Genomic DNA, 21,574 nt, shown 5'->3' with positions numbered 1-21,574 from the left:
CTGACAAAAGATCGATAGCAAACAAAAAAGGACCTTTGCCATGGAATAAAAGGCAACGGTCCTCTTGCTATCTTGTCTTAGACCAAGTAAAATAGTAGAAAGCCTAAAGACAGAATCAGTAAGATGCCCCCAGTTTTTAGCCAGAAAGAGCGATGTGCATCGCCAATGACTGAAAGCGGGATAAACTCTTTCGGTTCATTTTTCTTTTTAAAACGAAACGCGTTTTTCATTGAGCGCTGAAAGTTATCGAAAAAGCCAGAGGACATAATCCATAAAGCAATGCCGATAATTAAAAAGAAAAGCGAAACGATAAAGAAGGTATCTGATAATGAAGAGGTAGTGATAGGTTCTTTACTTATTAATAAGTAAAGAAAAATGCCGATACTGGAAATAACGGCTGTAATAATTGGCCATTTAAAAGTTTTCATGTGTTCACCCTATCTATTATTGTGGTCTATCTAGTCATTACTTTAACGAAAATAACTGAGGAAGTCAAAAAAATCTCGGAGGTGTCATTATTGAATAGTTTTGGAAAATATTTTCTTAAACGGATCTTTTTCATGATTATCACTTTGTGGTTAATCGCAACGATTACGTTTTTCTTAATGCAATTATTACCAGGTACGCCTTATACCAACCAAGAAAAACTTAGTCCAGAAACAATCGCTATGTTGAATAAACAATCTGGCTTAGATAAACCAGTGATTGTTCAATACGGAATTTACTTAAAGAACCTGGTTACAGGGGACTTTGGTATTTCATTCCAATTTAAAAACCAACCTGTTGCTAAGTTATTAGCTGGTCGAATTGGGCCATCCCTTCAACTGGGAGGACAAGCGATTATCTTTGGTACGTTAGTCGGTATTTTATTGGGGATTATCGCAGCGATGCGTCAAAATACTTGGGTAGATACGTTGGCAACATTGTTAGCCATTTTAGGTCGTTCTATTCCAAACTTTGTTTTCGCGGTATTATTACAATACATTTTTGCAATGAAATTAAGAATCTTACCAATTGCTATGTGGAATGGTTTTGCCTACACAATTTTACCAACTATTGCCTTGGCAATGAGTCCAATGGCCGATTCGGCTAGGTTTATTCGAACCGAGATGGTAGAGGTCTTGCATAGTGATTATGTCGAATTAGCCAAAGCAAAAGGCTTGAGTCGCTGGCAAGTTGCATTCCGCCACGGGTTAAGAAACAGTTTAATTCCATTGATTACCTTATTAGGACCTTTAGCCGTTGGTTTAATGACAGGTTCTTTAGTAGTAGAAAATATTTTTGCCATCCCTGGAATTGGGGAACAGTTTGTAAAATCAATTATGACAAACGACTATCCAACAATTATGGCAGTAACTATTTTGTATTCAACAATGTTAGTTGTTGTAATTCTGATTGTTGACTTACTTTATGGTTTAATTGATCCAAGAATTCGCGTATCAGGAGGTGCAAAAGGCTAATGGAAACAGTCAATAAAAATAATCTACCACAAGCGATTAAAGATATTCCGGCAGATGAGTTTCAGCCTCTAAACACTTCAACTCTAAAAGAAAGAGAGCGTATTGCCACACCGTCTTTAAGTTTCTTACAAGACTCATGGCGTCGTTTGAAAAAGAATAAAGCTGCAGTTATCTCAATGAGTTTCTTAGCAGTTATTATCTTTATCTCTATTATTACCATTTGGGTTTCACCACATAACCCAACGAAACAAAATGTTTCTTACATTAACTTACCACCACGAATTCCTGGCTTGGAAAGCGTGAATGGTTTAAATGGTAAAACAACAGTTGCTGGTCAATTAGTTGATAAATATGCACAAGCAAACGTTCCAGATAACGTAAACTTTTATCTAGGAACAGATGGTTTAGGTCGTGATGTCCTAAGTCGTTTATTTATGGGAACACGTATTTCCTTATTAATTGCGTTTATCGCGGCAATTCTAGATATTACGATTGGGGTAACGTATGGACTGATTTCCGGGTTAGTCGGCGGTCGTGTCGATACAGTAATGCAACGTATTTTAGAAGTTCTTTCTGGTATTCCTAACTTAGTTGTTATGATCTTGATGCTAACAGTCTTTGATCCAGGGATTGTTTCGATTGTTTTAGCCATGGTTATTACAAACTGGATATCAATGGCCAGGATTGTGCGAGCCCAGACCATGAAACTAAAAGACCAAGAGTTTGTCATGGCAGCAGAAACATTGGGCGAATCTCGTTGGAAAATTGCTATTAAACATATTTTACCGAATATCTCAAGTGTCATTATTGTCCAAATGATGTTCAGTATCCCATCGGCAATTTTCTTTGAAGCGTTCCTAAGTTTTATTGGGTTAGGCTTACGTCCACCAACCGCATCTTTAGGAACCTTGTTAAACGAAGGATACAAAACTTTCCGTTTCCTTCCATATTTAATGTGGATTCCAGCAGCAACACTTTCAGTTATCATGATTTGTTTCAACTTGTTAGCTGATGGTTTACGTGACGCATTTGATCCTAAGATGAAAGAGTAAGAGTGGTGAATGACTATGGAAAAAGTATTAGAAGTTAAAGACTTAAGAATCTCCTTTGATACATTTGCAGGTAAAGTCAACGCCATTCGTGGTGTGAGTTTTGATCTTTATAAAGGTGAAACGTTAGCCATCGTAGGTGAATCAGGGAGTGGTAAATCTGTTACAACCCGCAGTATTATGCGTTTGTTGAGCAGTAATGCCAATATTGATAACGGGGAAATTTTGTTTAAAGGGCAAGATATTGTTCATAAAACAGAAAAACAAATGCAAGCCATTCGTGGTAAAGAAATCGCAATGATTTTCCAAGATCCGATGACTTCATTAGACCCAACGATGCCAATTGGCAAACAAGTGGCGGAATCATTAATCAAACATAATAAAGTCTCAAAAAAAGAAGGCTTAGCGCAAGCATTAGAATTACTAAAATTAGTCGGCATTCCTAATGCTGAAAAACGTTTGAAAAACTATCCGCACCAATTTTCTGGTGGGCAACGTCAACGGATTGTCATTGCAATTGCTTTAATTTGTTATCCCGAAGTTCTAATTGCAGATGAACCAACTACAGCGTTGGATGTAACCATCCAAGCACAAATTTTAGAGTTATTAAAAGACTTACAAGAAAAAATTAGCACTTCGATTATTTTCATTACCCATGATTTAGGGGTAGTAGCGAACGTGGCTGACCGTGTCGCTGTCATGTACGGTGGACGTCTGGTTGAAGTGGGAACAGCAGAAGAAATTTTCTATAATCCACAACATCCATATACTTGGGGACTTTTAGGGTCAATGCCAACGATGGAAGGAACAGAAGACAAACTTTATGCGATTCCAGGTTCACCTCCAGATTTATTAGATCCACCAACTGGAGATGCCTTCTATCCACGGAATGAGTTTGCTTTAAAAATTGATACAGAAAAAGAACCACCTTATTTTGAAGTATCACCAACCCACAAAGCAGCAACATGGTTATTAGCACCACAAGCACCAAAAGTTACGCCTCCAGCAGAGATTGTTCGTCGTTGGGCAATTTATGCAGAGCGTCAAAAAAATCCAGGAGGTAGTAATTAATGGCAGAAGAGAAAAAAGTCTTATTAGAAGTCACTGGTTTGAAACAGTATTTCAATGTTGGTCGTAAAGACGAAGTAAAAGCCATTGATGACATTAGTTTTCATATTTATGAAGGCGAAACCTTTGGATTAGTTGGCGAATCAGGAAGTGGAAAATCAACAACTGGTCGCAGTGTCATTCGTTTATATGATCCAACTGCTGGTGAAATTCTTTTCGATGGAAAAGACATTAGCAAAATTAAATCAAAAGCGGACATGCAAGCATTCCGCCGCGATGTTCAAATGATCTTCCAAGATCCATATGCTTCATTGAATCCAAGAATGAAAGTCAATGATATTATTGCTGAAGGAATCGATGTCAATGGATTAGCTAAAACACCAAAAGAGCGGGAAGAAAAAGTCAATGAACTTTTAAAAACGGTGGGCTTAAATCCAAGTCACAGTACGCGTTATCCTCATGAGTTTTCTGGTGGGCAACGTCAACGGATCGGGATTGCCCGTGCTTTAGCGGTTAATCCACGTTTCATTATCTGTGATGAGCCAATTTCGGCTTTGGATGTGTCGATTCAAGCCCAAGTAGTAAACTTATTACAAGATTTACAAAAAGAACAAGGCTTAACTTACTTGTTTATCGCACATGACTTATCGATGGTAAAACATATCAGTGACCGAATTGGCGTAATGCACAGTGGGAAATTATTGGAAATGGGCACAAGTGATGATGTCTATAATTTCGGCGTTCATCCTTATACAGAAAGTTTACTTTCTGCGATTCCATTACCAGATCCAGACTATGAACGCACACGTAAACGGATCGTTTACCAGCCTGCAGCGGCAGATGGGAAAGATCGTGAGCTCCGTGAAATTCTCAATGGACACTATGTTTATTGTGCTGAAGACGAAGTTGCAATGTACCGTGAAAAAATTGAAGAGAAGAAAAGAAAAGCTGGTTTATAACCAGCTTCTTTTCTAACTATCTTGGTAGGGTGGTTATGAGATGAAGGCTCTGAAAGCTTATAAATACAGACTTTATCCAACCTCAAAACAAGAAGAGTTTATTCAAAAAACATTTTCTTGTGTTCGCTTGGTGTATAATTTAATGTTACAAGACCGGATTGATATCTACAAAGAGATGCGAAAAAATCCTCAACAAACGTTTAAAATGCCAACGCCAGCTAAATATAAGAAACAATACCCTGTCCTCAGAGAAGTTGATAGTTTAGCCTTGGCAAATGCACAAGTTTATTTGGATCGAGCCTTTAAAAATTTTTATCGGGAAAAAGGGATGGGCTTTCCAAAAAAGAAAAAGAAAGAAACGGTGCATTCCTACACTACGAACAATCAACATGGCACGGTCAAAATTTTGGATAATCGTTATTTGAAAGTACCTAAATTGAAATCTTTAATTAAAATGAAGGTACACCGCCAACCGCTGGGGGAGATAAAATCTGTAACTATTTCTATGAGTGCGAGTCACAATTATTATGTTTCCATTTTGTGTGAAGCGCCGGTTGAAACAAAAACAAAGCAACAAAAAATGGTGGGAATTTGTAGCAGTAGGGAAAAATTTGCGCTGCTTTCGAATGGTGAAAGCTTCGAAAAAAGCTATTGTTCAAAGCATTTAAAGCAAAAACTACGTCAAGAAGAACGAAAATTAAACAAGCGTAAAATGATTGCTTTGGAAAAAGGTGTCGATCTTTCGCAAGCAAAAAATTATCAAAAACAAAAAATAAAAGTCGCAAAAATTCGCGAAAAAATAGCCAACCAACGAACGGATATTTTAAACAAAATTACAACGGAATTGGTTTCAAGTTACGATGTTATTTGTATTGAAAAAGCCCATCACAGTAATGAACGGCCGCCAAAACATGATCGTTCTGAACTCGCTTGGTCTTTATTTTTAGCTAAACTGTTGTATAAAGCACAATGGTATGGCAAAGAACTCATTTGTATTGAGTCAGAGGAGATAGAAACAGAGTTGTCTTTTTCTGAAAGTACAGAAAATTCAGAGTATCTTAGAAGCCAAAAAATCTTAGAACGTGGCTTGTCTAAACGAGAAACCTTATAAATAGAAGAACTGTAGGGACTACAGGGATCGCCTAGGGGATAGAAAATGTACACCATGTGTTGAACCATTTGTTTCTAGGAAGTCACATTGGGACAGTCCACTAATTATTAATAATCAAAATACGAGTTCAAACGAATCTAGTGCTAGATTCGTTTTTTTTTTGAGGAAATATATTGACAACTAGGATAAACTAAGGTAAACTAGTGAAGTTGAGAAATGAAAGCAGAAGCACCCGCTTCTCGCCTTAGTTGAGTATATCGCTGGGCTAGATAAAGTATTCCTTATTTTTTTAAGTAAGGCAGACTGTTGGCGGGTTCTGGATAGGAACCTGTTTTTTTATTGCATTTAGCAAACAAAGCAGACTTCCGTTAGGATTTTCTCTTAAAAATTTTGGAGGTGAATGACCATAGCAAAGGATATGATGGTTAACGACGGCATTCGTGCACGCGAGTTACGTTTGATCGGACAAGATGGTGAACAATTAGGTGTAAAAACCAAAGCAGAAGCATTACAAATCGCTGAATCTGCAAACTTGGATTTAGTACTTGTAGCGCCAGGAGCGAAACCACCAGTTGCGCGAATTATGGATTATGGAAAATTCCGTTTCGAACAACAAAAGAAAGAGCGTGAAGCTCGCAAGAAACAAAAAGTGATCAACGTCAAAGAAGTTCGTTTAAGTCCAACAATTGACGTAAATGACTTCAATACAAAACTTCGTAATGCGCGTAAGTTCTTAGAAAAAGGAGACAAAGTGAAAGCTTCTATCCGTTTCAAAGGCCGTGCCATTACCCATAAAGAGATTGGTCAGAAAGTTCTTGATCGCTTAGCTGAAGAAACTGCGGACATCGCCACAGTGGAACAAAAAGCGAAAATGGACGGACGCAGCATGTTTCTAACGCTGGCACCGAAAAACGACAAGTAAACGAAGAGACCGAGCATTCGGACTTTTGGTAATTTCTACAAGAAGGATATTCGACAGTTGTGACTGTTAGAGTCTTTCACTTGAAGCAAAGATTTTGAGGAGGAAAATTAGTCATGCCAAAACAAAAAACACACCGCGGATTAGCAAAACGTGTAAAACGTACTGGTGGAGGCGGCTTAAAACGTGGCCGTGCCTTTACATCTCACCGTTTCCACGGTAAAACTAAAAAACAACGCCGTCAATTGCGTAAAGCAAGCATGGTTGCAAAAGGCGATTACAAACGTATCCGCCAACAATTAGCAAGAATGAAATAAAACAACTCGGTGACTTTTAGATTACCGTCAAGAGAAACAAGATATTAGGAGGAATTCAACATGGCACGTGTTAAAGGTGGAACAGTAACCCGTAAACGTCGTAAAAAAGTCCTTAAGTTAGCGAAAGGCTACTACGGATCAAAACATACTTTATTTAAATCAGCAAAAGAACAAGTAATGAACTCTTATTACTATGCATTCAGAGACCGTCGTCAAAAGAAACGTGACTTCCGTAAATTATGGATTGCACGTATCAACGCGGCAGCTCGCATGAATGGCTTAAGCTATTCTAAATTAATGCACGGTTTGAAATTGGCAGAGATTGATATCAACCGCAAAATGTTAGCTGACTTAGCCGTTAACGATGCAGCAGCATTTACAGCGTTAGCTGAACAAGCAAAAGACGCTTTAAGCAAATAAGCTTAAATAATCTTTCACACCCTACTCCTTGAGTAGGGTGTTTTTTTTAATAACTCCGTTGGTAACTTTCATCTATAAATGAAAAAATTTGTGAGAGCGGAATTTCTTCAGAAAGACTTAACCAATGCTCTTTATTCATATGATAGGCAAGAAAATAGCCAGGTTGGTTCTTTAATAAGGCAATCAATTCAGGCGCAAGTTTAACGGTTAAAATAGTGAGCTGCTTATTCTCGGTAGCGCCGAGCAGTTGTGCATCCAGTGGCATAATTAAAGCAAACCATTTCGCATTTCTAGGATGACGAAAGACGAGATAGTCTGGGTGTTTTTTAAAAGGGAAATCGGGCGTTATCTGATAACGTTCTTGGATATAGGCGCTAATAGTTTCTTGAAAAGTCATAGGTTTCTTCCTTTCGTTAAGGCTAGGCATATCTATTTACATCATAGCAAAAATTACATAAAATTACTTCGTTCAAAGGAATGGGAGGAGGGAGCAGATGACATTAATTTCAACAATTTTAGTAACCTTGGTGGCGGTAGAATTTTTCTACATTATGTATTTAGAAACGATTGTACCAACATCTGAGACAACAAGCCGTGTTTTTAAAATGGATAAGCAAGAGTTACAAAGAAAATCAGTCACTACATTGTTTAAAAATCAAGGAATCTATAATGGATTAATCGGTGCAGGACTTATTTATAGTGTCTATTTTGCGCAAGCAACGATGGAGATGACAAAATTTTTATTGATTTATATTATTTTAGTGGCGGCGTACGGTAGCTTAACTAGTGATAAAAAAATCATTTTAACACAAGGCGGTTTAGCCATCGTGGCTTTGCTTAGTTTACTCGTTTAGCCATCAGAGTTAATAGAGAGACAGTCAAATCGACAGAAAAAACACGGTTGATTTGACTATTTTTTATGGAATTGAGAGAGACAAAATGTGGTATACTTTGTTTATTAGATAGGGAGGAATTAAAAATGCTGAACCAAAAAGAAGTAAAAAAAAACGATTATCCTCAATTAATTTCTCTATGGCGCTCTTCAGTAGAAGCTACCCATTTGTTTTTGAGTCAGGCAGATATTGATAAAATCGAAGTGGTTTTACCTGATTATTTTCAACAAGTTCAATTAAGTATGTGGTTAAATGAAGAACAGAAATGTGTGGGCTTTAGTGGAACAAATCAACAAACTTTGGAAATGTTATTTATTGACCCAGTCTATTTTCGTAAAGGCTATGGTGGAGAAATTATCAAAAAGTTAATAGAGCAAGAATCAATTATCTTTGTTGATGCTAATAAACAAAATGAAGGGGCAGTGAAGTTCTATCAATCTCAAGGGTTTCAAGTAATTGGTGAATCAAAGGAAGATCCTCAAGGAAATCCGTTTCCTATTTTACATATGAAACGGATATAGAAAAGAGGGAAGAAATCATGCGGGTAATCGTTACTGAATATCAACCAGCCTGGGTGGAACAGTTTGAAGAAGAAGCCCAAGCGTTGAAACAGATTCTAAAGGAAAATTGTCTTAAAGTTGGACATATCGGTAGCACATCTGTGCCTAATTTAGCAGCCAAACCAATTATTGATTTTTTGGTCATTGTTGAAGAAATTGAAAAAGTAGACCTGTTACAAGGGGAATTTGAAAGAATCGGTTATGAATATATGGGGGAATTTGGGCTATCAGGACGTCGTTATTTACGAAAAGGCCCGATAAAAAGAACACATCATGTGCATATTTATCAGTTTGACAATACGCAAGAAATTTTGCGCCATCTTGCTTTTCGAAATTATTTACGAGAAAATCCGGCAATTGCTACAACCTATGGTACATTAAAAAAGCAATTGGCCCAAGCACACCCCGATAGCATTGATAAATATATGGATGGCAAAGATGCGTTCATTAAGAAAATAGAAAAAGAAGCGTTGAAGAAATATTGGGAAAAATAAAAAAAGTTGCTAAAGCTAGCAACTTTTTTTTGGTTCTTTTTTGAAAAAATGATAAAGAAGACCACTTAAAAGAACACCTAGAATAATTCCAATCGCTAAATTATGCGTATAGACGATCACACCCACTGTCACGAGTAAAATAACAATTTCAGTAACTTCAAAAGTTCGGAAAAGCTGCAAACTTTCCCAATCAAAGGTGTCGACTGCCACCGTCATCATGATCCCAATCAATGCAGCTGTAGGAATGGCTACCATCACAGATTTAAAAACAAAAATGAATAGAAGGAGGGTAATACCTGAAATCAAAGTAGAAAGCCGTTTTCGTCCCCCTGATTTAACATTAATGACCGCTTGCCCAATCATCGCACAGCCAGCTTGGCCACCAAAAAAGCCGGTAATTATATTAGCGAATCCTTGCGCCTTAACTTCTCGTTGGCTATCACTTTGGCTCGCTGTCATTTTGTCCACAATGGGGATCGTCAATAAAGATTCAATTAACCCGACCATTGCTAAGGCAACAGAGCTAGGTAAAATAATCCGCAACGTTTCTAAGTTGACGGGTACATTAGGCCAACGGATCGCTGGATGAAACTGACTCATTTCACCAAGATCACCTACCGTTTGTAAATGACCTTTTAAAAAATAGGACAGGATAGTCATGAATAAAATAACAATTAAAGCAGGAGGCACAATTGTAATAAACTTAGGTAATAGATAAATAAGTAAGATACTACAGATAATCATGCCGTAGGACCACAGTGTTTGATGAGGCAATTGTTGTACTTGCGCCATGAAAATTAAAATGGCTAACGCATTGACGAATCCGTACATCACTGTCTTGGGAATAAAGCGCATTAATTTATGGATACCTAAATAACCTAAAATAAATTGTAGAAAGCCTGTTAAAATAGTCGCAGCAAGCATGTATGACAAACCATGTGCTTGAATTAAGCCTGCAAGGACTAAGGCCATTGAGCCAGCAGACGCCGAAACCATTGCCGGACGGCCGCCCGTAAAAGTAATCACAAGTAAAGTAACAGCTGAAGCAAACACTGCAGAAAGCGGGTGAACACCAGCAATAATCGCAAACCCGATTACTTCTGGTAAAATGGCGACAGAAGAAACGAGACCGGCAAAGAGATCATTTCGTTCATTGCCTAACCATTCGCTTTTTTTTATACTAAATAACATCGAAAAACTCCTTTAAGTTAATAAAACCTTATTCATAATAGCATGAATAAGCTGAAATGAGCGTGGGACAAAAATCACTTTGGATTTTTGCTCCACGCTCAAAAACTGATAAACGGCGGAAACAAAAGCAGCTCCTTCGGAAATAAGCCGGAATTCTCCAAAAATTACAGAACAATTTTCGGAAATTCCTTCTTATTTCTCAGAGTTAAACGCTTCTGTTCCGACCTCATTAGAACTGTAACAGTGCCAACAACAAAATGGCTAGGACGACTTGAACAGTTCCTACTGATAAACCATAGATTAAGAAACGTTTGCCTTCTTGGAAAAACTTTTTAAAATCGAGTCGTAACCCGATTGCTGCCAAGGCAGTAATTTCAAACCAAGAACTAAAGAAATGAGCAGTCTCACTGATCATAACGGGGAAATGAATCAAACTATTAAAGACACAGGCAATGAAAAAGCCAACTACATACCAAGGTAGGGCACTGCTTTTTTTGGTGACTTCTACCAACTCAGCCTCTGATTCTGCCGTCTTACTTTGCTTGAAACGTCCAAATAAATAGACAACTGCTACGAGTAGGACAATCCGCATAATTTTAAAGAGCATCGCAAGTTGAACTGCGTTCTCATTGACCATATTGGCACTGGCGACAACCTGACCAACTGATTGTAAAGTCCCTCCGATTAGTGCGCTACGAGCTAACAAATTGGTACCATAGAGAATCCCACTTAAAATGGGTAAGGTCAACATTAAAACGGTACCTAATAAGTTTACTAAAGTAATGATTTGGCCTTTTTCTTCCTCATCTGCTTGAATTGCTGGAGCAATCGAAGCAATAGCAGAAGACCCACAAACGGCATTACCACCAGCCATCAATAAAGACATATTATCAGAAAAAGCCAGTTTTTTACCGATCAAATAGGCAAAAATAATGGTCAGCGACATTTGAATGAGAATAAATGCGACACCTTGTAAGCCAATTTGGGCAATCGTTTGAAAGGTCACGGTGGTTCCCAATAAAACAACAGAAAATTCTAGTAATTTACTTTCGGCTACTTTGGTTCCGCGATTTAAATTGGCACCGCGAACAAAGGTATTTCCCAAAAAGATTCCTAGTAAAATAGCTATCGTTGCGGCGCCTAAGCTAGGTAACCAGATGGCAAGAAACTTGCTAAGGCAGGCGACAAGGAAAGCTGTTAGCAAGCCGGGAAGAATTTGTAATAAAGATTGGATATAATCATTTTCTGAATTTTTCATTGAAAAAATCTCTCTTTCTTGTTCATTACTTCCAGTATAACGAAATTTTTTGCATTTGAGAAATAAATAGTTAAAATAATATTTATAATAGAAAGTTATCGAAAGGATACCTATGTTTAAATTATTAAAGACTTTTCAAATTGTGTATGAGCAAATGAACTTTTCCAAAGCAGCTACCTGCTTATATATATCACAACCAGCCGTTTCTAATCAAATCAAACAATTAGAAGAAGAATTAGGCTGTTCATTGTTTTTAAGAAATGGTCGACAAGATGTAGTCCCTACTAGGCAAGCGGAAGTCTTGTATAATCGTTTGCTAAATTTAGCTGATGATTGGCAAGAAACATTAACAGCTCTTCATCAGGCGAGATTACCTAAAGAAACTTGCCGAATTGCTGCGTCTAATACTTTTGCAGTTTATTATTTGCCGCAACTGATGCAGCATTTACAGACACAGTATGCAACAATCAATTTTGTTTTAGAAATGAACAATTCAGAAGAAGTAGTGGAAAAAGTTGAAAAACATCAAGTTGATTTTGGCTTTATCGAAAAACCATTAATTACGAAAGGCGCCTCTCGTGAAGAAATTATTCAGGATCAATTGGTTTTAGCTGGGGACCCTGCCAATCAGAATTGGTTGGTACGTGAAAAGGATTCTGGGGTCTTTCATTATACCCAACAGTATTTAGAAGAAAGTAATCAAAGCCCAACACTCATGACGGTTAAAAATAATGAAATGATTGTTAAAATGTTGGAATTGGGCATGGGGCAATCGTTGCTTTCAAGAAAGGCGATTACTGAAAAAATCCCCTTCCAAACGTTAGGTGAAAAGTACTGGCGTTCCTTTTATTTTTTGACACGGGGACATTTAAAATCCTCCTTGCTTCAAGAAGTAAAACAAGCAATTTATCGATTCTATCAGACGGAAATGAATAAATACTAAAACGTTCTCTTTGTTTATTTATCAATCTTTGACTACACTAAAGAAAACGAAGGAGGGAACCATAATGCCTAAATTTTCACCTTGTTTATGGTTTGACACACAAGCGGAAGAAGCTGCTAACTTCTATACAACAATCTTTGAAAAAGGTGCAATTCTAAGTAAAACGAACTACGTTAATGAGGAGCACCAACCTCAAGGAACATCATTAATGACCATTGAATTTACCTTGGCGAACCAAACAATCATTGGTTTAAATGGCGGACCAGAATTTTCCTTTACGCCAGCTAGTTCATTTTTTGTTGAATGTAAAACATTATCACAAACAGAAACGTTGTGGAAAAATTTAACAACAGATGGACAGATATTGATGCCTTTTGGGGAATATCCTTTTAGTCCTTTATATGGTTGGGTAGTGGACAAATTTGGTGTCTCTTGGCAAGTGTCTTTTTCAGGAAAAGAACAAACAATTGTACCAACCTTTATGTTTGCTAATGAAAAATATGGCGAAGCAGCCAAAGCTCTATCAGAATGGTTGGCGATTTTCGGTCCAGGCGAAATAATTGAAAAAGTTGAATATGAAGATGGGAACATTGCGCAAGCACTTTTCACATTACAGGAGCAACCGTTTCGAGTAATGGATGCACGAGATAAACATGATTTTGATTTTACCATGGCCTTCTCCATTTATATTGATTGTGAAAATCAGGAGGAAATAGATCGGCTATGGCAACAAGTAACTGCTAAAGGGAAAGAATGGCCGTGTGGCTGGATGGAAGATCAATTTGGGGTCAGTTGGCAAACAGGCAATCCTGAACTGAAACGTTATTTATCTGACTCAAATCCAGCTAGAGCAAATGAAGTGACCAAAAAATTGTACCAAATGAAAAAAATAGATTTAAACCAGTTAAAAGAAGTGTATGACAAATATAATCATTAGAAAAACTGAGGTTGTCTGATCCACTACACTTTGGTACGTTGGTATCAATTCCAATACATGGAACATACTAGAGTTGAAGGACTTGTCTTTTAAGGATCAAGACCTTCAACTCTTAAAAAGGCTCGATTCTTGTGAGTTCCAAAGAAGCCACTTCTATTCTGTTGTTTATCTTAAGGGTTAGGACTCTGCCGATTTTTTTATAAGATTATGCTATAATTAAGAGTAGCAAATTATTGAAGGAAAAATGAAAAGTCCAAAATAGGAAGTGGTAAAATGATTGAGTTAATTGTGTTGTTAACAGTTTTTACTTATGGAACGAACTTTGTTTTATATCTTATTTTGAAAAATAAAAAGTCCATGCCAATTGTCGAAAAAGCTTCTATTGTATTAGGAATTAATATGTCTGTGTTATTATTAGATGGTATTTTTGCTTTTGTTGGTAAATTCATCATGTTATCAGAATGGGAATTATTAGCGCCTATTTTTGAAATAGTGTAAAAATCATCATAAAGTCCTATATCCAAAAAGAATGAAGTTTGTTAGGATAAGAAAGATGAAAATTTAGAAATAAAAGAGGTGGGATTGCATGGCTAAAATCATGATTGTCGAAGATGAAACAACCATTCGAGAATTAATTAGCGAGGAATTACAAAAATGGCAATTTGAAACGATTGGAACAACCGATTTTAATGATGTATTGGATGATTTTCAAGAGGAGAATCCCCAATTAGTCTTGATGGATATTAATTTACCTGTTTACGATGGGTACTATTGGTGTCAAAAAATTCGTGAAGTTTCTAAAGTACCAATTATTTTTATTTCGAGTCGTAGTACCAATATGGATATGATTATGGCGATGAACATGGGCGCGGATGATTTTGTTACAAAACCGTTCCAGATAGATGTTTTAATTGCTAAAATCAATGCTTTGTTGCGCCGCTCTTATAACTATTCCGATACGGATAGTGAAGTGCTTTCACATAATGGCATTACTTTAAATGTGGACAATGGACGAATGGAAATCAGAGGCGAAATGATCGATTTAAGTAAAAATGAATACCGATTACTGTATCTTTTAATGAAAAAGCACGGAAAAATTTTAACACGTGAAAAACTATTGCGCGCTTTATGGGACGATGAACGTTTTGTGGATGACAATACGTTGACGGTAAATATCAATCGTTTACGAAAAAAAATTGAGCAAGCAGGGATTGCTGGCTATATTGAAACCAAAGTGGGCGTCGGTTATATGGTGCCCTAGATAGGAGTAGACAATGACCATTCTAAAGTATTTAAAAGATCGCTGGTTATTACTAATTGGTTGGTTATTTTTTCTGTTCTTAACTTGTTTTATTTTATGGTTGGCTCCTAATGTCCGCTTAGATTGGACAGTGGTTGGCTATATCTTTTTACTGCAAAGTGTTTTTTTATCGCTATTTTTAACAATTGATTATTATTTAAAACGTAAGTGGTGGCTTTCGTTGGCAACGGAAAAAGAGCCGCCTTCTTTACAAGAATATTTGAATACAGCAGAAAAAGAAGAAGAGCTACTTGTCCAAACGTATATTAACGGTTTATTGCAAGAGCACCAACAAACCATGCAGCAAGCAATTAACAACCAACAGGACCAAAAAGATTACATTGACTCTTGGGTTCATGAAATCAAAGTCCCCCTAGCGGCTATCACTTTACTGGTACAATCTGTCGAAGATGATATTCCAGAGAAAAAATATTATCTATTGGAAAATGAGTTAGGGAAAATTGATGAATATGTCGAGCAAGTCCTATATTATGCTAGACTGGACAGCTTTTCTCGAGATTATTTACTCCAAGAATATTCTTTAAAAGAAATTGTGCAATCTGTTGTTCGTACGCAAGCAAATTATTTTATCCAAAAAAGATTGCAATTCTCAATTGAAGGAGAAGATGAAGCGGTTTTAACCGACCGAAAATGGGTCATTTTTATTTTCCGCCAATTATTAAGTAATGCAGTCAAGTATACGCCAGAAGGCGGCACAATTACGGTTCTAATTTCCAAAAATAAACAAGGTATTTATTTATCTTTAAAAGATTCTGGGATTGGCATTCCGATGCAAGATCAACGACGCATTTTTGATAAAGGATTTACTGGTGAAAACGGGCGGAAAAGTGAACAGCATTCGACTGGTCTTGGCCTGTATTTGGCCCATAGCTTAGCGAAAAAGTTAGGTCATGATTTAACAGTCGAATCGACAGAAGGGCAAGGTACGACGATGACATTGTTTTTCCCTTCCCTCAGTTATTATAATGAAGTGAAATAAAAAGTAGGTCTATCAGCAAATTAAAGAGGTGATAGGCCTTTTTTTATTTATTAAAACTTTCTTGCTAACTTCTCTTACTCTTCTTAGTTGTTTAGAAAACGTTTTTATTGTTAGAATGAAATGAAATAAATTTGTTAGGAGAATATTATGAGTTTACTTATCGCTTTAGTGCCCATGATTGCGTGGGGCAGTATTGGTTTAGTCAGCGGTAAAATTGGTGGAAGCGCCAATCAACAAACGTTAGGTATGACAATCGGCGCATTACTATTTTCAATTGTTGTCTTTTTTGTTATCCAGCCTACGTTGACGACAGCCACATTAATTGTTGGATTTATATCTGGTTTATTCTGGAGTTTGGGACAGAATCAACAATTTCATAGCATGAAATATATGGGCGTTTCAGTTGGCTTACCAATTTCAACTGGGATGCAGTTAGTTGTTAATACCGTTGCAGGGGCTGTTTTTTTCCATGAATGGACAAAAACAAAAGACTTTGTTGTAGGCTTTATCGCTTTAGCCTTTTTAGTTTTTGGGGTGTATTTAACAGCTCGACAAGATGATGATAGTCAACCGAAAACCTCAAACAGTATGTTAGATTTTAATAAAGGGATTCGGGCGTTGATTTTCTCAACAGTTGGGTATGGCGTCTATACCATCATTATTAATGCCACTGGTTTAGATCCGTGGGGAATTATTTTGCCACAAAGTATTGGTATGTTAGTGGGGGCTAGTTTCTTTGCCTTCAAAAAAGTCAAAGTTGATCGTTTTGTTTGGATGAATATGACGACGGGTCTGCTTTGGGGCTTAGGAAATATTTGTATGTTATTAACCATGCGTGAAATTGGCTTAGCTATTAGCTTCTCTTTATCACAAATGGGGATTATTATTTCGACTCTTGGAGGCATCTTCCTTTTAGGCGAAAGAAAATCAAAAAAAGAAATGTTTTATGTTATTTTTGGTTGCATTTTTGTTATTCTAGGTGGTATTCTTTTAGGGTATATGAAAGCGTAAATAGTTTATTTACGCTTATTTTTTTTACGGGGGTAAACACATGTCTATTTTTAGAAAAAAAGAAATCACTGTGCCTGTCAATGACAGTGGTGGGATGAAAAAAAATCTTAAGACGATGGACTTAATTTTTCTAGGAATTGGGGCTGTAGTAGGAACAGGGATTTTTGTTGTGACAGGTGTCGCAGCGGAACGCTATGCAGGTCCAGGGCTCGTCTTATCATTTCTGGTAGCAGCAGCCGCGATTATTTTATCTGGTTTATGTTATGCAGAATTTGCATCGCGTATTCCGGTCATTGGCGGGCCGTATGCCTACATGTATGTGGTCTTTGGAGAAATTGTGGCTTGGATGACTGGTTGGATGATTATTTGTGAGTTTTTCTTGGCGGTTTCATCCGTTGCTTCAGGTTGGTCAGGCTATGTCCATGGCTTTTTGGATAGCTTAGGTTTTTCTTTGCCGCAAGCGTTAAGTGGCGCTTATAATCCAACAAATGGTACATATATTGATTTGATTGCCATGTTGGTCGTTGTAGCCGTAACTTTTTGGGTATCTTTAGAAGCGAAAACAGCGTTACGTTTAAATAACTTAATGGTTTTCGTGAAGTTTGGGATTATTTTATTATTTGTTCTCGTGGGAATCTTTTATGTGAAACCAACGAACTGGCAACCATTTATTCCTTATGGTTTTTCAGGCGTTTTCAGTGGTGCTGCCTTAGTTTTCTTTGCCTTTCTAGGGTTTGATGCGGTTAGCATGGCCGCGGAGGAAGTGAAGAATCCGAAAAAAGATATTCCAAAAGGGATTATTGGTTCCATTATTATTTCAACATTGTTATATATTGTTGTTACGTTAGTTTTAACTGGGATTGTTCCATTTACGGATTTAGGGGTCAAGGATCCGGTGGCTTTTGCGATGCGCTTCATTAATCATGGCGCAATTGCGACAATCATTTCAGTTGGTGCTATTTTAACCTTATTAACAGTGACGATTGCGATGATGTACAGTTTAGCCCGTGTGATTTATGCGATTAGTAAAGATGGATTATTGCCGCAGTTTATGAGCAAAATCGATGAGAAGCGGCACACACCTAAGAATGCAACCTATGTAGCTGGATTTTTAGCAATGGTTTTTGCTGGTGTTGTTCCAATGGAGATGTTGGCTGAACTTACAAATATCGTGACACTCTTTTATCTGATGTTTCTCGCTTTAGGAATTATCAAATTACGGACAATGAAAGGAGAACCACAAGCAGGTGAATTTAAAGTACCACTTGTGCCGGTTCTACCATTAATTTCAATCGTGGTTTGCGCGGCTTTGATGTTCCAATTGTCTTTAGCTACTTGGCAAGTATTTGGCGTAGCCGTAGTGATTGGTTTGGCTATTTATTTCTTTTATGGACGACACCATAGTATCGTTCGTTTCGAGACAAAAGAATAAAAATGAACGAAAAAAGAGAGGAATACTTGTCAAATAGACAGGTGTTTCTCTCTTTTCTTTCTGGCATTTTCTTCATTTTCAAGAGAAAACCGACAAGAAATATAGTTTAATAATGTCTAATTATGGTATACTGTTTAGGAGTAAATCCTGAGGGTTTAGGAAAATGACTAAAGGAGGTTTTTTCTGTATGTCACAGAAAGAAACATTTTATATTACCACCCCAATTTATTACCCAAGTGGGAAGTTACATATTGGGAATTCATATACAACAATCGCCTGCGATGCAATGGCCCGTTACAAGCGTTTAATGGGTTTTGATGTATTTTATTTAACAGGTGTGGATGAACATGGCCAAAAAATTGAAAAAAAAGCTGCTGAGTTGAATGTGACACCAAAAGAGTACGTTGATAAAATGGCAGCAGATGTTCAAAAATTATGGAAAACATTAGATATCAGCTATGATAAATTTATTCGGACAACGGATGATTATCACATGGCAGCTGTGCAACAAATTTTTGATCGTTTAGTAGAACAAGGAGATATCTACCTTGGAGAATATGAAGGTTGGTATTCAGTTTCTGATGAAGAATTTTTCACTGAAACACAATTAGCTGAAGTATATCGTGACGATGAAGGCAATGTCATTGGTGGGAAAGCACCAAGTGGTCACGAAGTCGAATTAGTTAAAGAAGAATCCTATTTCTTCCGCATGAGTAAATATGCGGATCGCTTGGTACAATATTACGAAGAACATCCAGAATTTATTCAACCAGAATCTCGTAAAAATGAGATGCTAAATAACTTCATCAAACCAGGATTGGAAGATTTAGCCGTTTCAAGAACGACTTTCTCTTGGGGAATTCCGTTAAAAAATGATCCAAAACATGTGGTTTACGTATGGATTGATGCGTTATCAAACTATATTACAGCACTAGGTTATGGCTCAGAAGATGATTCATTATTCCAAAAATATTGGCCTGCGAACGTGCAAATGGTTGGGAAAGAAATCGTGCGTTTCCATACGATTTATTGGCCAATTATGTTAATGGCCTTGGATTTACCATTACCGAAAAAAGTCTTTGGACATGGTTGGTTATTGATGAAAGACGGAAAAATGTCTAAATCTAAAGGAAATGTTGTTTACCCTGAAATGTTAGTAGAACGCTACGGTCTAGATGCGTTACGTTACTATTTATTACGAGCAATTCCATTTGGTAGTGATGGCGTCTTTACACCAGAAGATTTCGTTTCTCGCTTAAATTATGATTTAGCTAATGACTTAGGAAACTTGTTGAATCGAACAATTGCGATGATTAATAAATATTGTGATGGCAAAGTACCAGCCTATGCTTCAAAAGTTACCCCATTTGATAGTGAACTATCGACAACTGCGGCGAATGTTATTGGAAAATATCATGAAGCAATGGAAAAAATGGAATTTAACACGGCCATTGCAGAAATCTGGACGCTAGTTTCTCGTGCCAATAAATATATTGATGAAACAGCGCCTTGGGTATTAGCTAAAGAAGAAGAGAAACGCAACGAATTAGAAAGTGTCATGATCCATTTAGCGGAAAGCTTACGAATTGTGGCAATCTTATTGCAACCAGTCATGACAGAAACACCAGGGAAAATTTTCGAACAATTAGGCTTAGATCCAGAAACAATGAACATGGAAAATATTCATTTTGGTGAGTTCCCAACAGACGTAACAGTAACAAGTAAAGGAACACCTATTTTCCCACGTTTAGAAATTGAAACAGAAGTAACGTATATTCAAAAGAAAATGTCCCAAAGCGAAAGTGCTACAGAAGAGGATATTAAATGGAATCCAGAAGAAACAACGTTGGTTTCAACGAAAGAAAAACAAATTAAGTACGATGATTTCGATAAAGTGGAATTAAAAGTTGCCGAAGTTATTGACTGTAAAAAAGTCAAAGGAGCAGATAAATTATTGCAATTCCGTTTAGATGCTGGAGATGAAAACCATCGTCAAATTCTTTCAGGTATTGCTGAATTTTATCCAGATCCAGCTGCGCTAATTGGCAAAAAAGTAGTCATTGTGGCTAACTTAAAACCAAGAAAAATGCGTGGTCAAATTAGCCAAGGAATGATTCTTTCAGCTGAATCACCAGAAGGGAAACTTCAAATTGTTGAAGCACCAAAAGAAATGCCAAATGGTGCAGGAATTGCATAAAAGCATAAGTAGTAAAGATAAAAGGTGAATTGTAACCTTTTATCTTTACTACTTTTTTTGTATACTAGAAGAAAAGTGATTTGATGTGGGGGAAGTTTGATGGCTTATCATAAATTTAAATTTTATGAGCAACGAAAAAATGATCCTAAATGGCGTCCGTATTATTTAGAAGCTATGAGAGTAAGGGAACAAGCATGGCTAACAGTTCAACGTAGAAAAAGAAGGGCAAGAATTAGAACCTTTTTAGTGGTTGCGATACTGGTTATTTTAGTTTTTCTGTTATTGGCTCATTGGACATATTCACAAACAAATGAACTCTCTTTCTCCAGTTTTATCGACGTCCTAAAATCGAAAATCAACGAATTTTTAAATTAAAAGAATCGAAGAAAAGCCTAGAAAAAATCATTTGCGATTTTTCCTAGGCTTTTCTATTTTAGAGTTTCACTTTTTTAGGTATTCGTTTTTTACCAAAACGGCCTTTCGTTAGGCGACTTGGTAAAATGATCAGTAAGAGTGAAAAAGGGACACTGATAATTTGCCACGTGAGTAAACGGCCTAAGCTATTATTTTTATAGAGCCACTCTAATATAAAATGCAGCCCTAAAATACTTAACAAAGCCAAGCCTGTCAGGAAATAAGGCGTTGATACCCAGTCGGTCGTTTTCAAGAGACTAAAACCTAAAGGAATTAGATAAAAGTAAGCACTTGTTAAAGTAATACGCCAACTTTTCATAACGGTGCCTAAATTAATTATAAAAAAAAGTAAAGATAGGACTAAAGCGAAAGGTGGAAACAAAGCCACTAACGCCGAATAGATGGTTCCCCAGACGAGCATTAAGGGACCTTTAACAATAGCGGCAATAAGTGTAAACAAGCCAATTAGGAGTAACTGCTGTGTCAGTGAGCCAAAGGTTAGCAAGCCAAATAAAATAAGCAGTAGCCAGTGCCAAATGGTTTGGTTTTGTTGTTTTCGCTCAATAGTTACATTTTTTTGGATAGAGGTTTTTAAAAAATTTTCTAAATCAGGTGATTGTTTCACTTTCTCACACTCCTCT

Annotated in this window: 25 protein-coding genes and 1 other annotated feature; of the genes, 20 read left to right on the top strand and 5 right to left on the bottom strand. The window is 36.9% G+C overall.

Annotation, left to right across the window (positions count from 1 at the left end):
* Positions 1 to 77 precede the first annotated feature (77 nt).
* On the bottom strand, positions 78 to 428 hold the full coding sequence (locus AB3I72_RS09150) for a DUF3899 domain-containing protein (RefSeq protein WP_002355784.1): 351 nt from the start codon (positions 426 to 428) through the stop codon (positions 78 to 80).
* A 90-nt stretch (positions 429 to 518) separates the two neighbouring features.
* Here AB3I72_RS09150 and opp1B point away from each other — a divergent pair, with 90 nt between their 5' ends.
* The 8 genes from opp1B (at position 519) to rplT (ending at position 7,303) form a co-directional block, all read left to right on the top strand.
* Positions 519 to 1,460 carry an oligopeptide ABC transporter permease Opp1B gene (gene opp1B / locus AB3I72_RS09145; protein WP_002381304.1) on the top strand — a complete coding sequence of 314 codons (942 nt, stop codon included), beginning with the start codon at positions 519 to 521 and terminating at the stop codon, positions 1,458 to 1,460.
* Positions 1,460 to 2,512, top strand: coding sequence for an oligopeptide ABC transporter permease Opp1C (opp1C, locus tag AB3I72_RS09140; RefSeq protein WP_002355787.1), 1,053 nt, complete (start codon positions 1,460 to 1,462; stop codon positions 2,510 to 2,512). The genes opp1B and opp1C overlap by 1 nt, the downstream gene beginning before the upstream one ends.
* Positions 2,513 to 2,521: 9 nt before the next feature.
* Positions 2,522 to 3,580 (top strand): oligopeptide ABC transporter ATP-binding protein Opp1D, encoded by a 1,059-nt coding sequence (opp1D, locus tag AB3I72_RS09135; protein WP_002355794.1) that lies wholly within the window; start codon positions 2,522 to 2,524, stop codon positions 3,578 to 3,580.
* Positions 3,580 to 4,536 (top strand): oligopeptide ABC transporter ATP-binding protein Opp1F, encoded by a 957-nt coding sequence (gene opp1F / locus AB3I72_RS09130; protein WP_002355795.1) that lies wholly within the window; start codon positions 3,580 to 3,582, stop codon positions 4,534 to 4,536. The genes opp1D and opp1F overlap by 1 nt, the downstream gene beginning before the upstream one ends.
* A gap of 40 nt (positions 4,537 to 4,576) precedes the next feature.
* Positions 4,577 to 5,647: an RNA-guided endonuclease TnpB family protein gene (locus tag AB3I72_RS09125; RefSeq protein WP_002413564.1), complete on the top strand. Its 1,071-nt coding sequence runs from the start codon at positions 4,577 to 4,579 to the stop codon at positions 5,645 to 5,647.
* A 214-nt stretch (positions 5,648 to 5,861) separates the two neighbouring features.
* Positions 5,862 to 5,993 (top strand) — a sequence feature (ribosomal protein L20 leader region).
* A gap of 54 nt (positions 5,994 to 6,047) precedes the next feature.
* A complete protein-coding gene (infC, locus tag AB3I72_RS09120) occupies positions 6,048 to 6,569 on the top strand; it encodes a translation initiation factor IF-3 (protein ID WP_002355797.1) in 522 nt (173 codons plus the stop codon).
* Between the two features lie 113 nt (positions 6,570 to 6,682).
* Entirely contained in the window at positions 6,683 to 6,883 is a 201-nt protein-coding gene (gene rpmI / locus AB3I72_RS09115; protein WP_002355798.1) for a 50S ribosomal protein L35, read from the top strand.
* 60 nt (positions 6,884 to 6,943) lie between these two features.
* Positions 6,944 to 7,303 carry a 50S ribosomal protein L20 gene (gene rplT / locus AB3I72_RS09110; protein WP_002355799.1) on the top strand — a complete coding sequence of 120 codons (360 nt, stop codon included), beginning with the start codon at positions 6,944 to 6,946 and terminating at the stop codon, positions 7,301 to 7,303.
* 46 nt (positions 7,304 to 7,349) lie between these two features.
* Here the strand turns inward: rplT and AB3I72_RS09105 are convergent, their stop codons facing one another.
* On the bottom strand, positions 7,350 to 7,730 hold the full coding sequence (locus tag AB3I72_RS09105) for an MmcQ/YjbR family DNA-binding protein (RefSeq protein ID WP_368023847.1): 381 nt from the start codon (positions 7,728 to 7,730) through the stop codon (positions 7,350 to 7,352).
* Between the two features lie 67 nt (positions 7,731 to 7,797).
* Between AB3I72_RS09105 and AB3I72_RS09100 the strand changes: the two genes are divergently transcribed.
* The 3 genes from AB3I72_RS09100 to AB3I72_RS09090 all read left to right on the top strand — a co-directional run bounded on the left by AB3I72_RS09100 (position 7,798) and on the right by AB3I72_RS09090 (position 9,250).
* A complete protein-coding gene (locus tag AB3I72_RS09100; protein WP_002370721.1) occupies positions 7,798 to 8,157 on the top strand; it encodes a DUF1304 domain-containing protein in 360 nt (119 codons plus the stop codon).
* Positions 8,158 to 8,222: 65 nt separating this feature from the next.
* Positions 8,223 to 8,717 (top strand): GNAT family N-acetyltransferase, encoded by a 495-nt coding sequence (locus tag AB3I72_RS09095; protein ID WP_002364710.1) that lies wholly within the window; start codon positions 8,223 to 8,225, stop codon positions 8,715 to 8,717.
* 17 nt (positions 8,718 to 8,734) lie between these two features.
* Positions 8,735 to 9,250 carry a GrpB family protein gene (locus AB3I72_RS09090; RefSeq protein WP_368023846.1) on the top strand — a complete coding sequence of 172 codons (516 nt, stop codon included), beginning with the start codon at positions 8,735 to 8,737 and terminating at the stop codon, positions 9,248 to 9,250.
* A gap of 15 nt (positions 9,251 to 9,265) precedes the next feature.
* Here AB3I72_RS09090 and AB3I72_RS09085 read toward each other — a convergent pair whose 3' ends face one another.
* A complete protein-coding gene (locus AB3I72_RS09085; protein WP_010828619.1) occupies positions 9,266 to 10,441 on the bottom strand; it encodes a SulP family inorganic anion transporter in 1,176 nt (391 codons plus the stop codon).
* Positions 10,442 to 10,670: 229 nt separating this feature from the next.
* Positions 10,671 to 11,699: a YeiH family protein gene (locus tag AB3I72_RS09080; RefSeq protein ID WP_368023845.1), complete on the bottom strand. Its 1,029-nt coding sequence runs from the start codon at positions 11,697 to 11,699 to the stop codon at positions 10,671 to 10,673.
* 112 nt (positions 11,700 to 11,811) lie between these two features.
* Between AB3I72_RS09080 and AB3I72_RS09075 the strand changes: the two genes are divergently transcribed.
* The 9 genes from AB3I72_RS09075 to AB3I72_RS09035 all read left to right on the top strand — a co-directional run bounded on the left by AB3I72_RS09075 (position 11,812) and on the right by AB3I72_RS09035 (position 20,894).
* Positions 11,812 to 12,642 carry a LysR family transcriptional regulator gene (locus AB3I72_RS09075; RefSeq protein ID WP_002358839.1) on the top strand — a complete coding sequence of 277 codons (831 nt, stop codon included), beginning with the start codon at positions 11,812 to 11,814 and terminating at the stop codon, positions 12,640 to 12,642.
* 64 nt (positions 12,643 to 12,706) lie between these two features.
* Positions 12,707 to 13,579, top strand: coding sequence for a VOC family protein (locus AB3I72_RS09070; protein WP_010713823.1), 873 nt, complete (start codon positions 12,707 to 12,709; stop codon positions 13,577 to 13,579).
* Between the two features lie 273 nt (positions 13,580 to 13,852).
* A complete protein-coding gene (locus tag AB3I72_RS09065) occupies positions 13,853 to 14,077 on the top strand; it encodes a hypothetical protein (protein ID WP_002355808.1) in 225 nt (74 codons plus the stop codon).
* A gap of 88 nt (positions 14,078 to 14,165) precedes the next feature.
* Positions 14,166 to 14,840 (top strand): response regulator transcription factor, encoded by a 675-nt coding sequence (locus tag AB3I72_RS09060; RefSeq protein WP_002358841.1) that lies wholly within the window; start codon positions 14,166 to 14,168, stop codon positions 14,838 to 14,840.
* Positions 14,841 to 14,853: 13 nt separating this feature from the next.
* On the top strand, positions 14,854 to 15,879 hold the full coding sequence (locus tag AB3I72_RS09055) for a HAMP domain-containing sensor histidine kinase (protein WP_002358842.1): 1,026 nt from the start codon (positions 14,854 to 14,856) through the stop codon (positions 15,877 to 15,879).
* Positions 15,880 to 16,026: 147 nt separating this feature from the next.
* Positions 16,027 to 16,890 carry a GRP family sugar transporter gene (locus tag AB3I72_RS09050; RefSeq protein ID WP_002355811.1) on the top strand — a complete coding sequence of 288 codons (864 nt, stop codon included), beginning with the start codon at positions 16,027 to 16,029 and terminating at the stop codon, positions 16,888 to 16,890.
* A 40-nt stretch (positions 16,891 to 16,930) separates the two neighbouring features.
* Complete coding sequence (locus AB3I72_RS09045) at positions 16,931 to 18,322, top strand: amino acid permease (protein WP_002361373.1); 1,392 nt, start codon at positions 16,931 to 16,933, stop codon at positions 18,320 to 18,322.
* Positions 18,323 to 18,509: 187 nt separating this feature from the next.
* Positions 18,510 to 20,519, top strand: coding sequence for a methionine--tRNA ligase (metG, locus tag AB3I72_RS09040; protein WP_002355813.1), 2,010 nt, complete (start codon positions 18,510 to 18,512; stop codon positions 20,517 to 20,519).
* A 99-nt stretch (positions 20,520 to 20,618) separates the two neighbouring features.
* A complete protein-coding gene (locus tag AB3I72_RS09035; RefSeq protein ID WP_002358843.1) occupies positions 20,619 to 20,894 on the top strand; it encodes a hypothetical protein in 276 nt (91 codons plus the stop codon).
* A gap of 58 nt (positions 20,895 to 20,952) precedes the next feature.
* Here AB3I72_RS09035 and AB3I72_RS09030 read toward each other — a convergent pair whose 3' ends face one another.
* Complete coding sequence (locus AB3I72_RS09030; RefSeq protein WP_002383359.1) at positions 20,953 to 21,558, bottom strand: hypothetical protein; 606 nt, start codon at positions 21,556 to 21,558, stop codon at positions 20,953 to 20,955.
* Positions 21,559 to 21,574 lie beyond the last annotated feature (16 nt).

It is taken from the genome of Enterococcus sp. GC34 (assembly GCF_040886645.1).
GTDB lineage: Bacteria > Bacillota > Bacilli > Lactobacillales > Enterococcaceae > Enterococcus > Enterococcus faecalis.
Note: the sequence above shows the minus strand (reverse complement) of the source record. Positions and strands in the feature narration are given on the sequence as shown.

What these genes read in the sequence shown, in the direction of transcription:
- AB3I72_RS09150 (WP_002355784.1), bottom strand. Translation starts at nt 428, where the DNA reads ATGAAAACTTTTAAATGGCCAATTATTACAGCCGTTATTTCCAGTATC.
- opp1C (WP_002355787.1), top strand. Translation starts at nt 1,460, where the DNA reads ATGGAAACAGTCAATAAAAATAATCTACCACAAGCGATTAAAGATATT.
- opp1D (WP_002355794.1), top strand. Translation starts at nt 2,522, where the DNA reads ATGACTATGGAAAAAGTATTAGAAGTTAAAGACTTAAGAATCTCCTTT.
- opp1F (WP_002355795.1), top strand. Translation starts at nt 3,580, where the DNA reads ATGGCAGAAGAGAAAAAAGTCTTATTAGAAGTCACTGGTTTGAAACAG.
- AB3I72_RS09125 (WP_002413564.1), top strand. Translation starts at nt 4,577, where the DNA reads ATGAAGGCTCTGAAAGCTTATAAATACAGACTTTATCCAACCTCAAAA.
- infC (WP_002355797.1), top strand. Translation starts at nt 6,048, where the DNA reads ATGACCATAGCAAAGGATATGATGGTTAACGACGGCATTCGTGCACGC.
- rpmI (WP_002355798.1), top strand. Translation starts at nt 6,683, where the DNA reads ATGCCAAAACAAAAAACACACCGCGGATTAGCAAAACGTGTAAAACGT.
- rplT (WP_002355799.1), top strand. Translation starts at nt 6,944, where the DNA reads ATGGCACGTGTTAAAGGTGGAACAGTAACCCGTAAACGTCGTAAAAAA.
- AB3I72_RS09105 (WP_368023847.1), bottom strand. Translation starts at nt 7,730, where the DNA reads ATGCCTAGCCTTAACGAAAGGAAGAAACCTATGACTTTTCAAGAAACT.
- AB3I72_RS09100 (WP_002370721.1), top strand. Translation starts at nt 7,798, where the DNA reads ATGACATTAATTTCAACAATTTTAGTAACCTTGGTGGCGGTAGAATTT.
- AB3I72_RS09095 (WP_002364710.1), top strand. Translation starts at nt 8,223, where the DNA reads ATGGAATTGAGAGAGACAAAATGTGGTATACTTTGTTTATTAGATAGG.
- AB3I72_RS09090 (WP_368023846.1), top strand. Translation starts at nt 8,735, where the DNA reads ATGCGGGTAATCGTTACTGAATATCAACCAGCCTGGGTGGAACAGTTT.
- AB3I72_RS09085 (WP_010828619.1), bottom strand. Translation starts at nt 10,441, where the DNA reads ATGTTATTTAGTATAAAAAAAAGCGAATGGTTAGGCAATGAACGAAAT.
- AB3I72_RS09080 (WP_368023845.1), bottom strand. Translation starts at nt 11,699, where the DNA reads ATGAAAAATTCAGAAAATGATTATATCCAATCTTTATTACAAATTCTT.
- AB3I72_RS09075 (WP_002358839.1), top strand. Translation starts at nt 11,812, where the DNA reads ATGTTTAAATTATTAAAGACTTTTCAAATTGTGTATGAGCAAATGAAC.
- AB3I72_RS09070 (WP_010713823.1), top strand. Translation starts at nt 12,707, where the DNA reads ATGCCTAAATTTTCACCTTGTTTATGGTTTGACACACAAGCGGAAGAA.
- AB3I72_RS09065 (WP_002355808.1), top strand. Translation starts at nt 13,853, where the DNA reads ATGATTGAGTTAATTGTGTTGTTAACAGTTTTTACTTATGGAACGAAC.
- AB3I72_RS09060 (WP_002358841.1), top strand. Translation starts at nt 14,166, where the DNA reads ATGGCTAAAATCATGATTGTCGAAGATGAAACAACCATTCGAGAATTA.
- AB3I72_RS09055 (WP_002358842.1), top strand. Translation starts at nt 14,854, where the DNA reads ATGACCATTCTAAAGTATTTAAAAGATCGCTGGTTATTACTAATTGGT.
- AB3I72_RS09050 (WP_002355811.1), top strand. Translation starts at nt 16,027, where the DNA reads ATGAGTTTACTTATCGCTTTAGTGCCCATGATTGCGTGGGGCAGTATT.
- AB3I72_RS09045 (WP_002361373.1), top strand. Translation starts at nt 16,931, where the DNA reads ATGTCTATTTTTAGAAAAAAAGAAATCACTGTGCCTGTCAATGACAGT.
- metG (WP_002355813.1), top strand. Translation starts at nt 18,510, where the DNA reads ATGTCACAGAAAGAAACATTTTATATTACCACCCCAATTTATTACCCA.
- AB3I72_RS09035 (WP_002358843.1), top strand. Translation starts at nt 20,619, where the DNA reads ATGGCTTATCATAAATTTAAATTTTATGAGCAACGAAAAAATGATCCT.